The following is an 11,823-nucleotide window of genomic DNA, read 5'->3' as shown; positions in this document are numbered from 1 at the left end:
TTAGTTCTCCTGTTCGTTGATGTGGTTTTAATACTATTTCCACAAAAATTCCAAGACTAATATTTACTCTTTTTCTAGCATCAATAATCATAACATATTGTTTTTATAAAATTAAAAAAGCCTATCAACATTTGTTGATAGGCTTTTAAATAAAAAATTAACTAGTAATAGATATATATTATAATACTCTTACGTTTACTGCGTTTAATCCTTTTTTACCATCTTGTAAGTCGAATTCAACTTCATCGTTTTCACGAATCTCGTCAATTAATCCTGACACATGTACAAAATGTTCTTTGTTTGATCCTTCTTCAGTGATAAATCCAAATCCTTTAGATTCGTTGAAAAATTTTACGGTACCTTTATTCATTATAAAAATTATTGTGTTGTTAACTTAATTACTAACAACGTTTATTAGTTGCAAATATAACACCAATAAATCAATTACAAAATAAAATATTGTTTTTTTTATATAAAAATCTTATATTATTTTGTAAAACTAAAAAAGCCTATCAAATTATTGATAGGCTTTTAGATAAAAAATTAACTAGTAATAGATATAATATATTATAATACTCTTACGTTTACTGCGTTTAATCCTTTTTTACCATCTTGTAAGTCAAATTCAACTTCATCGTTTTCACGAATTTCATCGATTAATCCTGACACATGTACAAAATGTTCTTTGTTGTTTCCTTCCTCAGTGATGAATCCAAATCCTTTAGATTCATTGAAAAATTTTACGATACCTTTATTCATTATAAAAAAATTTATTGCGTTGCTAGATTAATTCCTATCAACATTATATTAAGTTGCAAAGATAATGCCAAAAAATCATTGAGTACATGAAATATTAAAATTATTTTAAAAAAACTTTTAAAGCCCACCCACAAAGGATTTAACTAAGTTAAATTCAGTAATAATGTCTTCTAAAACATCTTTTGCAGGTTTTATTTCATGAATTAATCCTGCAATTTGACCAATTTCTAGCTCTCCATTCTCTAAATCGCCTTCAAACATTCCTTTTTTTGCTCTTGCTCTGCCTAATAATTCTTTTAATTTTTCTTTGGATGGATTTTGTAAATATAATTCTTGAATTTCATCATAAAATTTATTTTTCACCAAACGTACAGGAGCTAATTCCTTTAATGTTAATTGCGTACCGCCATCTTTTACATCAATTATTGTGTTTTTAAAATTTTGATGCGCAGAAGATTCTACTGTTGCCGCAAACCTACTACCTATTTGAACTCCATCGGCACCCAAAACCATCGCAGCTAACATTCCTCTTCCTGATGCAATTCCTCCCGCAGCAATTACAGGAATTTTTAACAATTCTTTCACCATCGGTATTAACGCAAAAGTTGTGGTTTCTTCACGGCCATTATGTCCACCAGCTTCGAAACCTTCACAAACAACGGCATCAACACCTGCTGCTTCGGCTTTTAAAGCAAACTTTACAGAACTTACAACATGTACTACTGTGATTCCTTTATCCTTTAAAAAAGAGGTCCATGTTTTAGGGTTTCCTGCAGAGGTAAAAACAATCTTCACGCCTTCATCCACAATAATGTCCATAATTTTTTCAATATCTGGGTACAACATTGGTACATTTACACCAAAAGGTTTATTTGTTGCCTTTTTACATTTTTGAATGTGTGCTCTTAAAATTTCTGGATACATTGACCCTGCTCCTATTAAACCCAAACCGCCAGCATTTGAAACTGCCGAAGCTAATTTATAACCAGAAACCCAAATCATTCCTCCCTGTACTACTGGATATTTTATATTAAAAAGTTCTGTTATTTTATTTGTCATTATTTTTTTATCAGTTTAACTGTTTTTTGCTGATTTTCGTATTGAATTTTTAAAATGTAAATTCCGTTTTTTAAATCATTACTATCAATGGTTTTTGATGTCAATCTAGATTTTTCAAAAACCAATTGTCCTAAGGTATTAAATATTTTTATTGACAGACTTTCTGCAGCATACTCATCAACAGAAATAGAAAATATGTCTTTTATAGGATTAGGGAAAATTTTGATTGATGAATCCTTAAAATTATCTAGCATCAATACTTGATGATATGCAGCTTCAAAATCAGGAATTCCGTATCCATATTGATCCGTTGGTGTATTAAATCTATCAGCAGATTTACGAATCACATCCATAATTTCAAAATTCGTTTTATTAGGAAAAGCTTGCCAAAAACAAGCGATAACACCAGCCATTATCGGCGATGAAAAAGAGGTTCCGTTTGATGTTGAAACGTTTCCAGATAAATAATTAATAATTGCAGAACTTTGCCCTTGTGCTAAAACATCTGGTTTTATTCTAGTATCGGCCGTTGGCCCAAAAGAACTAAAAGACGCTATATTTTCTGAAGAGTTTACCGCTCCTATTGAAAAAACAGCCACAGCATCTGCAGGCGCACTAATATATTTCCAAGAATCATTCCCCTCATTTCCGACAGCATTTACCAAAATCATTCCTCTAGACGCACCAATTTCTGCTCCTCTAGAGATAAAAGTTGTTTTTCCGTCCATATCTGCATAGGTGTAACTGTAATTTGGATTGTCAAAAGTGGTGTATCCTAAAGAAGTATTAATCACATTTACGCCTAAACTATCTGCTTTTTCCGCAGCTTCTACCCAAAGCGTTTCTTCTAAAATAGTTTCTGTTTCTGCAATTTCAGAAATAAATAAATAAAACTTTGCATCTGGCGCTGTACCCATAAATTGATTTTCTAAATAACCAGCAATTGTTGATAAAACATGGGTTCCATGATTATTTCTAGTATATAAATCGGTATTTCTGTCCGCGAAATTATAACCTCCTAAAATTTGATTGTTATCTCTTATTCTTTGAAAAGCATCCAGAGAATTTACATTTGGGAAACCCGCATCTATAATAGCAATTATCATTCCTTTGCCTGTAAAATTTTGTTGATGTAAAAAATCTCCTTTCAACATTTTAATCTGACTTTCGGCACTTCCGTACTTAAAGTCGGTTTTAGTTTCAGCGAATTTATTTTTGTGTGAAGCATTTTTTTTCTTGCTCTTATTATTAGCAAGTCCATTTAAACTTTTCTTTTTAGCATTTGCATTTAAACTTTTATCGGCAAAATCGATTGATTCAATAAAAGAATAGGTATTTAAAAGTGCATTAATATTCGTTTCTGTACCCTGAATATGAATGGCATTTAACCATTTAGACTTCCCTAAAACAGTAATATTTACGTCGTTTTTTAATTGATTGTAATAAATAACATCAACAGGAACATCTTTTAAATCTAATGGAATATTTTGTATTGTTCTTCTATCTAAAGAACGTTGCGAAAGCATCTGCAAAGGGTTTTGCAAGAAAGTTGCTGCATTTGGTTTGTCTTTTAAATAAACCCAAGCATCTTCTGCTTGAGAAAAAGAACTCAAAAAGCTAGCAATACCTAAAAAAAGCAGTAATTTCTTCACTTTTCGAAATTACTACTTTTTTACGATTTTAAATATTTTTATTAGGATATTACACCAGAACCTAACAATTCTTCGTTTTGATACCAAGCAACAAATTGACCTTCTTGTATTGCAGATTGTTTATTGATAAACGCTACATACAATCCCTTTTCAACCTTGTGTAAAGTAGCTTTTTCTAAAACTTGTCTATATCTTATTCTTGCATCCACATTCATTGTTTCCCCAACTTTTAAAGCTAAATCTTCACGAATCCAATGCAATTCTTTGTTAGAAACAAACAACACATTTCTATATAAACCTTTATGGCTTTTGCCTTCGCCTGCGTAAATTACATTTTCTATAACATCCGTTTCTATAACGTACAAACCTTCTTTTGTACCGCCAACATTTAATCCTTTACGTTGTCCTTTTGTAAAATAATGTGCTCCTTGGTGTTTACCAACTACTTTTCCGTCTTCTTTTTTGTAGGAGAATTTTGTTGAAAAATAAGCGAGTTCTGCTTCCTTGTTTTCAAACTCAGGATGCGTTTTTGTATACTGCTCAAAATCCGAAGGTATTGTAACAATTATGCCTTCTTTTGGTTGTAATTTTTGCTGTAAAAATTCTGGCAAACGTACTTTACCTATAAAGCATAAACCTTGAGAATCTTTCTTTTCTGCTGTAATTAAATCAGCATTTTTGGCAATTTCTCTAACTTCTGGTTTTGTAAGTTCACCAATCGGGAACAACGCTTTTGTTAATTGTGCTTGCGAAAGTTGACATAAAAAATACGATTGATCCTTATTGTTGTCTTTACCTGCTAATAATTTATAAACCGGTTTTCCATCAATAATTTCCTCTCCTTTTCTGCAATAATGGCCCGTTGCAACATAATCTGCTCCTAATTTTAGAGCAATATCCATAAAGACATCAAACTTTATTTCGCGGTTACAAAGAATATCAGGATTTGGAGTTCTTCCTTTTTCATATTCATTAAACATATAGTCTACAATACGCTCTTTATATTGTTCGCTTAAATCTACCACTTGAAAAGGAATTCCTAATTTTTCGGCAACAATCATTGCATCGTTACTATCTTCTAACCAAGGACATTCGTTTGATATTGTGACAGAATCATCATGCCAATTTTTCATAAAAAGACCAATCACTTCAAAACCTTGTTCTTTTAATAAAAGTGCTGTAACACTAGAGTCTACACCACCAGAAAGACCAACAACTACTCGTTTCATTTTTTAATTTTGAGGTTGCAAAGTTACAAATTTGATTAGGATTTATTGATTGAAAGAATTGATGCAATTATTAGATTCAATTATGAGGTAATTTTTTAAAAAAACTAACCATTTAAAATCATAAAAAAATATAACTTTATACTACTAAAACACTTAAAATCTAGAACGCCACTAGCTTAAACCTAATTCTCTTTTTTCTTAGTGTACGTAGCTTTTTTATTCTTTAGGTTTTCATCGGATGATGTTTCTCCATCAATATAATAGTCCCACTCACCTACTCTTTTTCCGTCTTTATAAAAACCGGCTTCTTTAAGCTTTCCATTTAATTCGAAATACTTTGCAGGTCCATTTGGTTTGTCCTTTTTGTAGGTAATTTCTTCAATTAAAACTCCGTCGCTAGCGTATTTTTGCGAAAGCCCGTCTTTTAATCCTTCTTTATAAAAAGTAATTTCTGTCGCTTTTCCGTTTGGATAATAATTAACCAATTTACCTTCTAATTTTCCTGCTTTATAAACTTCTTCAGACATTGTTTTACCATCCTTAAAATAGTAAACCCAGTTTCCAACTCTATTTTTACCTACAAAAAAACCTTTGCTTTGCAGTTTACCTTTAATCGTATAAAATTCAACTAAAATAGTATCATTATTAGAATAAGTTTTAATAATTATAGGAACAGCAGAATTTGAAATATCATAAAATTTAAAGACGCCAGTTTCTTTTCCGTTTTCAAACTGACCCGTATATCGTATTTTATCATCCGAATAATATTTTACCCAAGTGCCTGTTCGTTGTTTTTTGTCGTTAAATTGATTGATTTTCTGAGCATTTATAGCATTACTTGTAAAAAAACAAGCAATAAATGCAAAAACAAGTTTTTTTATATTTAGCATTATAAAAATTTTAAAGTAAATATACATAAATCAGAATAAAATGAGCATTCTTTATTTAACAGAACAACTCAACAATATAGAAAACCCAACAAGGGAAAACCGAAAAAGAGTCTCAAATATTGTGATAGAAAATCGAATTTTATTTAAAGATTTAGTTTTTATTACTTTTGATATTGACAGTATAACTTCTAATAAAGCTGCCTGGATTTTAGAATGGATTTGCAATCAGCATCAATTAAATTGGATTTTACCTCATTTAGATATTTTTCAAGTAAAATTCGACTCTAAAATTTGACAACGCTATTAAATCTTGTGCCAAAATTTGCGAACTTTTAGCCATTGCTTTTTGTACTAAAAAAATAATGAAGTTCGTAAAAAATTAACAAAAACCTATATTGATAGAATTATTGAAACAGGTTTTGATTGGTTAATTACCCCTCAAAAAATTACTGTGAGCACCTATAAAATGACAACTTTATATCAATTAGGATTAGAAAGAGATTGGGTTCATTCTGAGTTAAGACATCTTATTTTAACTATAATTATTCATCAAAATAAAGGCACAAAAGCCAGAGCAAATCATATTTTAAAATTGATAGAAAAACAGAAATTGCAAAATTTAAGAAATAAATAATACACATTTAAAAGTATAAGAATAGAAAACTAATTTAGGTTTTTGTAGGATTAAAATTTTAAAAATTTTATGAAATATTTTTGTTTTATTAAAATCATAATCTTAAATAAACTATCTACTTTTATTTCTGTTAATTCGTAAAATTCGTCTTTAAAAAACATCAGAAATCTACTTTATAAATCTGTTGAATTCACTATTTTTGTACTTCACAACATAATAAAAGATGAAATTAACACAACTAAATGCAATCTCACCTATTGACGGGCGTTACAGAGGTAAAATATCAAAATTAGCCGATTATTTTTCTGAAGAAGCTTTAATAAAATACAGAGTTCGTGTAGAAATTGAATACTTTATTGCGTTGTGCGAAATTCCGCTGCCACAATTAGCTGATTTTAATAACAACTTATTTACTGATTTGCGTAAAATTTATACTGATTTTACAACTGAAGATGCTCAGAAAATTAAGGATATTGAAAAAATTACCAATCATGATGTTAAGGCGGTTGAGTATTTTATCAAAGAAAAATTTGATGCTTTAGGTTTGCAAAAACATAAAGAATTTATCCACTTTGGATTAACTTCTCAAGACATTAATAATACTGCAATTCCGCTTTCTATTAAAGAAGCGATGAACGACGTTTTTGTGCCTCATTATTTTGAAGTGGTAGCGCGTTTAGAAGAATTAGTGATTGAATGGAAAGATATTTCGATGTTGGCAAGAACGCACGGTCAACCAGCGTCGCCAACCAGATTAGGTAAAGAAATTGACGTTTTTGTAGTTCGTTTAAAAGAGCAATTTAAATTATTAAACGATATACCAAGTGCTGCTAAATTTGGCGGTGCAACTGGTAATTACAACGCACATAAAGTTGCATATCCAACAATTAATTGGAAAGCTTTTGGTGGCGAATTTGTGCAAGAACGTTTAGGTTTACAGCATTCTTTTCCTACTACACAAATAGAACATTATGATCATTTAGCTGCTTTATTTGACAATTTAAAACGAATCAATACAATCATCATAGATTTAGACAGAGATTTCTGGACTTATGTTTCTATGGATTATTTTAAGCAAAAAATTAAGGCTGGTGAAGTAGGAAGTTCTGCAATGCCGCACAAAGTAAATCCCATTGATTTTGAAAACTCTGAAGGAAATTTAGGAATTGCCAATGCAATTTTTGAACATTTATCAGCAAAATTACCAATATCAAGATTACAAAGAGATTTAACAGATAGTACTGTTTTACGTAATGTTGGCGTTCCTTTTGGACATACAATTATTGGTTTTACATCCACCCTAAAGGGATTGAATAAATTGTTGCTAAACAAACAAAAATTTGAGCAAGATTTAGAAAATAATTGGGCTGTTGTTGCAGAAGCTATTCAGACTATTTTAAGACGTGAAGCATATCCAAATCCTTATGAAGCATTAAAAGGCTTGACAAGAACAAACGAGAAAATCAATCAAAAATCTATTGCAGATTTTATTGACACTTTAGAGGTTTCATCAGAAATTAAAAAAGAATTAAAAGCCATTACACCATCAAATTATACAGGAATATAGATAATTATGAACTTAAAATTACAACTTAAAAATTATAGGCTGTTTACTTACTGGGCATTGCTTACTACCTACTGCTTTCTTTTTACCTCTTGTAAATCAGAGTTTAAAGATGAGTCAAACAAATTTAAAATAGGTGTTTTTGAAATTCCTGCTGGTAAAGATTTTGTAAAAGAAACAATTATTAGAAAAGATAGTATACAAATTAGTAAACACGGATTGCATGTAGATACTTTGTCTATTAAATGGAAAAATAATTTCTTTTACACTTTAAAATACATCAATCCAAAAACGGATTTACAAAAAGATCCAATGTTTGTTCAGATTAATGAAATTCATGAGGATTCTTATGATTTTACGGTAAAAATTGGCTTTTCAAACTTCACGAAAAAAGGTACTATTTACAAAACGAAATAATATGGAAATATTTGCGCATGCAGATACTTGGGTTGCATTATTGACACTAACTTTTTTAGAAATTATTTTAGGTATAGATAATATTATTTTTATTTCTATAACTGCCAATAAACTACCAAAAAATCAAATAAGAAAAGCCACACTTTTAGGTTTGGCTTTGGCAATGATTACTAGAATTTTGTTGCTTTTTAGCATTTCGTATTTGATTGCAATGAAAGACCCTTTTTGGGAAGTTGATTTAGGTTGGTTTAAAACTGCATTAACTGGCCAAAGTATTATTCTATTTTTAGGAGGCTTATTTCTATTATATAAAAGTACAAAAGAAATTCGTCAAAAAGTAGAAAACAGTAATGAAGAGCAAGTAATAAAAATACCCAAAGTAATTTCGTTTAAAAGCGTTATTTTTCAAATTATTTTAATAGATATTGTGTTCTCATTTGATAGTATTTTAACAGCTGTTGGAATGACAAATGGTATAGATGGTGCTTTACTTATTATGGTAATTGCTGTTATTGTATCCATCATTATTATGATGATTTTCTCTAACCCTATTAGTGATTTTGTAAATAATAATCCTACAATTCAGATGTTGGCATTGTCGTTTTTAATTTTAATTGGTTTTATGTTAATTACAGAAGGTGCTCATTTATCACACACAGAATTTTTTAACAAAAATGTAGGTGTTATTCCTAAAGGATATTTGTACTTTGCCATTGCATTTTCGCTAGGAGTTGAAATGTTAAATTTAAAATTAAGAAAGAAAAAAAACTAACATCAAACAGTTTAAAAAACATATCGTACTTTTTTTATTGTTTCTATTGATGATTCCTACATCAATAGAAATTTTACATGCTTTAGAAAACCATACTCATTCTGTATGTCATTCTAAAACAGAAAATCATGTGCATGAAAAAATACTAGATTGTAATTTCCATTTTTTAAAAATTAACCAAGGTTATCTAACAAACAACACGTATAAATTAATAATACCCGTTGAAGAAACAATTATTGTTAATATTCCATATAATTTCTTATTAGATTATCAGCCACTATCTTACCAACTTCGTGGTCCACCTGCTTTATAGTAATCACTTTAAACTCTCTTTTTAACGAGAGTATTTCCCTAAACTTTGGGATAAAGAAGACCTCAAGGTAAAGCCTACAGGTAGTCTTTTAGATTATTAATATCAAAGCATTAAAATGACTCAAAAAATCTTTTTATGTGCACTGTTTTGTATTCTCTTTTTTACGGGATACGCACAAAATTGTTCATATACATTTAAAGGCACTGTTACCGACTATCATGACGGAACGTCTATCTTTGGAGCAACCGTATATCTAAAAAATTTAGATAGATATACGACTACAGATTATCAAGGAAAGTTCGAAATTAAAAACTTGTGTAAAGGAGAACTTCAAGTGATTTTCTCTCATGTATCTTGCGAAACAAAAGAGGTTTTAATCAACTTAACAGAAGATACTTTTAAAGAGTTTAATCTAGAACATCATATAGAAGACCTTAAAGAAGTTAGGATTACTTCTGCAACAGGATTAAAAAATAAAACAGCGCAAACTACTGTTTTAAAAACTGATATTATTGATAAATACAGTAGTCAAAATTTAGGTGATGCACTAAAAAACATTTCGGGAGTTTCGTCTGTAAATACTGGTAATACAATTGTAAAACCGATGATAAATGGGTTGCACAGTAGTAGAGTTATTTTAATGACAAATGGTGTTCGTTTACAAGATCAAGAATGGGGAATTGAACATGCACCAAATATAGATATTAATACAGCAGAAAAAATTACAGTAATTAAAGGTGCTAATGCCTTAGAATTTGGAGGTGATGCAATTGGTGGAGTAATTGTTGTAGAGCCAAATAGAATCATTTTAAAAGACAGTCTTTACGGTAAAAGTATTTTAACAGGACAAACAAACGGGCAAGGTTTTAGCCTGCATTCGTCTTTATCAAAATCAACAAAAAAAGGATGGTATCTAAATGCAAAAACTACCCTTAAAAATTATGGCGATTTTGAGAGTCCCGATTATGTTTTAACCAATACAGGCTTAAAGTCTCAAGCTTTTTCTGTACAAACAGGTTTAAAAAAATTTGAGAGTGGCTTTAATGTATATTACACCTATCTTAAAAATGAAATTGGTATTTTAAAATCGTCCCATTTAGGAAATATAGAGGACTTAGTTAATGCTATAAATTCTGATAATCCTCTGGTGGTTGATGATTTTTCATACACTATTAATGCTCCTAGACAAGAAGTAACGCATCAATTAGTAAAAGCAGATTTGTATAAAAGATACAAAAAATTAGGAAAATTAAAAGTACAGTATGATTATCAAAATAACCAACGATTAGAGTTTGACTTGCGTATTGGTGCCGATAAAAATAAACCTGCCATTGATTTAAATTTAAGTTCTCATGCTGTAAATACCAGTTTTGAATTTGATTCTAAATCTAACCAAACCTATAAAGTTGGTTTTATGGGAGCTTATCAAAATAATTTTGCAGATCCCAATACAGGTGTTAAAAGATTGATACCAGATTATGATAAGTATGATCTTGGCGTTTTTACCATTGGTAATTTTCTCTTGAATGATAAAACAAGTTTAGATGTTGGTGTTCGGTATGATTTTAATTACATCAATGCAAAGAAATTCTATTTTAAAAGTAGGTGGAGGGAAAGAAATTATGACAATGAATTCAGTACTCTAATAATTGGCGATTTTAACACGCAATGGTTAGTAAACCCTGAATTTAAATACCATAATTTTTCTTCATCATTAGGAGTTTCTCACGAGTTAAATCCACAAAACTCTTTCATTTTTAATTACGCATTAGCTAGTAGAGCGCCAAATCCTTCAGAATTATTTAGTGATGGTTTACACCATTCTGCGGCAAGAATTGAGTTGGGAGACTTACGGATGAAGCAAGAAACTTCCAATAGACTGTCAACCAGTTATCATTTTAACAATGAAAAAACGGCTTTACTAGTAGAGTTATTTGTTAATCATATTCGTAATTTTATGTACATAGAACCCAACGGAACAGAACAAACTATTCGCGGTGCTTTTCCTGTATGGATATATAAAAGTACAAATGCAAGTTTGTTTGGTATAGACATTAATTGGCTACAAAAAATTACGGATCAAATTAATTTTAACAACAAAACATCTTTTATTAGAGGAAAAGATATTGTCAATAGCACAGATTTAATTGATATTCCAGCAGCCAAAACTCAAAATAGTTTTGGGTACACAAATAAAAAGTGGCATCAATTTAATGCTAATTTTGAAAGCGAATTTGTTTTTAAACAAAACTTATTTCCAGATACTAATTTTGAAGTTTTTATACCCACAACCAATTCAAATGTTTTGGTTGATGTGAGTTCTACTCCAAATAGTTATCATTTATTAAATTTTAATACAGATGCAACCTTTAAGTTATCACAAAAAACAAACGTAACAATAGGAATCACGGTTACAAATATTTTAAACACCAATTACAGAGAGTATTTAAATAGGCTAAGATACTTTGCAGATGATCTAGGAAGAAATTATTTATTACAATTAAACTTTAAATATTAAACATAAAAAACAAAAT

At 29.8% G+C, this 11,823-nt stretch carries 13 protein-coding genes; 7 read left to right on the top strand and 6 right to left on the bottom strand.

Going from position 1 to position 11,823, the window contains the following annotated elements; genetic code table 11:
- Positions 1-178: 178 nt before the first annotated feature.
- The 6 genes from BTO16_RS02910 to BTO16_RS02885 form a co-directional block, all read right to left on the bottom strand.
- Entirely contained in the window at positions 179-370 is a 192-nt protein-coding gene (locus BTO16_RS02910) for a cold-shock protein (protein WP_018943662.1), read from the bottom strand.
- Between the two features lie 197 nt (positions 371-567).
- The gene (locus BTO16_RS02905; RefSeq protein ID WP_104808780.1) at positions 568-759 is read right to left on the bottom strand and encodes a cold-shock protein; all 192 of its coding nucleotides are present in this window, start codon (positions 757-759) and stop codon (positions 568-570) included.
- Positions 760-876: 117 nt separating this feature from the next.
- Positions 877-1,818, bottom strand: a complete 942-nt coding sequence (locus BTO16_RS02900) for an NAD(P)H-dependent flavin oxidoreductase (protein ID WP_105020150.1) — start codon at positions 1,816-1,818, stop codon at positions 877-879.
- Positions 1,818-3,470 carry a S8 family serine peptidase gene (locus tag BTO16_RS02895; RefSeq protein ID WP_245891950.1) on the bottom strand — a complete coding sequence of 551 codons (1,653 nt, stop codon included), beginning with the start codon at positions 3,468-3,470 and terminating at the stop codon, positions 1,818-1,820. Before BTO16_RS02895 ends, BTO16_RS02900 begins: the two co-directional genes overlap by 1 nt.
- A 41-nt stretch (positions 3,471-3,511) precedes the next feature.
- A complete protein-coding gene (gene mnmA, locus BTO16_RS02890; RefSeq protein WP_105020149.1) occupies positions 3,512-4,699 on the bottom strand; it encodes a tRNA 2-thiouridine(34) synthase MnmA in 1,188 nt (395 codons plus the stop codon).
- Positions 4,700-4,881: 182 nt separating this feature from the next.
- Positions 4,882-5,589 (bottom strand): toxin-antitoxin system YwqK family antitoxin, encoded by a 708-nt coding sequence (locus tag BTO16_RS02885; protein ID WP_105020148.1) that lies wholly within the window; start codon positions 5,587-5,589, stop codon positions 4,882-4,884.
- Positions 5,590-5,629: 40 nt separating this feature from the next.
- Here BTO16_RS02885 and BTO16_RS02880 point away from each other — a divergent pair, with 40 nt between their 5' ends.
- The 7 genes from BTO16_RS02880 to BTO16_RS02855 all read left to right on the top strand — a co-directional run bounded on the left by BTO16_RS02880 (position 5,630) and on the right by BTO16_RS02855 (position 11,807).
- Positions 5,630-5,884, top strand: coding sequence for a hypothetical protein (locus BTO16_RS02880; protein ID WP_105020147.1), 255 nt, complete (start codon positions 5,630-5,632; stop codon positions 5,882-5,884).
- A gap of 156 nt (positions 5,885-6,040) precedes the next feature.
- Positions 6,041-6,223 (top strand): hypothetical protein, encoded by a 183-nt coding sequence (locus tag BTO16_RS17335; protein WP_146105332.1) that lies wholly within the window; start codon positions 6,041-6,043, stop codon positions 6,221-6,223.
- Positions 6,224-6,446: 223 nt separating this feature from the next.
- Entirely contained in the window at positions 6,447-7,790 is a 1,344-nt protein-coding gene (gene purB, locus BTO16_RS02875; RefSeq protein ID WP_105020146.1) for an adenylosuccinate lyase, read from the top strand.
- A 6-nt stretch (positions 7,791-7,796) separates the two neighbouring features.
- Entirely contained in the window at positions 7,797-8,204 is a 408-nt protein-coding gene (locus tag BTO16_RS02870; protein WP_245891948.1) for a hypothetical protein, read from the top strand.
- Between the two features lies 1 nt (position 8,205).
- The gene (locus tag BTO16_RS02865) at positions 8,206-8,976 is read left to right on the top strand and encodes a TerC family protein (protein WP_105020145.1); all 771 of its coding nucleotides are present in this window, start codon (positions 8,206-8,208) and stop codon (positions 8,974-8,976) included.
- A gap of 49 nt (positions 8,977-9,025) precedes the next feature.
- Positions 9,026-9,289, top strand: a complete 264-nt coding sequence (locus BTO16_RS02860; RefSeq protein WP_105020144.1) for a hypothetical protein — start codon at positions 9,026-9,028, stop codon at positions 9,287-9,289.
- A 115-nt stretch (positions 9,290-9,404) separates the two neighbouring features.
- Positions 9,405-11,807, top strand: coding sequence for a TonB-dependent receptor (locus tag BTO16_RS02855; protein WP_105020143.1), 2,403 nt, complete (start codon positions 9,405-9,407; stop codon positions 11,805-11,807).
- Positions 11,808-11,823 lie beyond the last annotated feature (16 nt).

Source organism: Polaribacter glomeratus, from assembly GCF_002954665.1.
GTDB lineage: Bacteria > Bacteroidota > Bacteroidia > Flavobacteriales > Flavobacteriaceae > Polaribacter > Polaribacter glomeratus.
This window is presented reverse-complemented; position numbering and strand designations above follow the sequence as displayed.

Coding starts and splice junctions, on each gene's coding strand:
- BTO16_RS02860 (WP_105020144.1), top strand. CDS start 9,026: ATGATTCCTACATCAATAGAAATTTTACATGCTTTAGAAAACCATACT.
- BTO16_RS02910 (WP_018943662.1), bottom strand. CDS start 370: ATGAATAAAGGTACCGTAAAATTTTTCAACGAATCTAAAGGATTTGGA.
- BTO16_RS02905 (WP_104808780.1), bottom strand. CDS start 759: ATGAATAAAGGTATCGTAAAATTTTTCAATGAATCTAAAGGATTTGGA.
- mnmA (WP_105020149.1), bottom strand. CDS start 4,699: ATGAAACGAGTAGTTGTTGGTCTTTCTGGTGGTGTAGACTCTAGTGTT.
- BTO16_RS02880 (WP_105020147.1), top strand. CDS start 5,630: ATGAGCATTCTTTATTTAACAGAACAACTCAACAATATAGAAAACCCA.
- BTO16_RS02855 (WP_105020143.1), top strand. CDS start 9,405: ATGACTCAAAAAATCTTTTTATGTGCACTGTTTTGTATTCTCTTTTTT.
- BTO16_RS02865 (WP_105020145.1), top strand. CDS start 8,206: ATGGAAATATTTGCGCATGCAGATACTTGGGTTGCATTATTGACACTA.
- BTO16_RS02885 (WP_105020148.1), bottom strand. CDS start 5,589: ATGCTAAATATAAAAAAACTTGTTTTTGCATTTATTGCTTGTTTTTTT.
- BTO16_RS02870 (WP_245891948.1), top strand. CDS start 7,797: ATGAACTTAAAATTACAACTTAAAAATTATAGGCTGTTTACTTACTGG.
- BTO16_RS02900 (WP_105020150.1), bottom strand. CDS start 1,818: ATGACAAATAAAATAACAGAACTTTTTAATATAAAATATCCAGTAGTA.
- purB (WP_105020146.1), top strand. CDS start 6,447: ATGAAATTAACACAACTAAATGCAATCTCACCTATTGACGGGCGTTAC.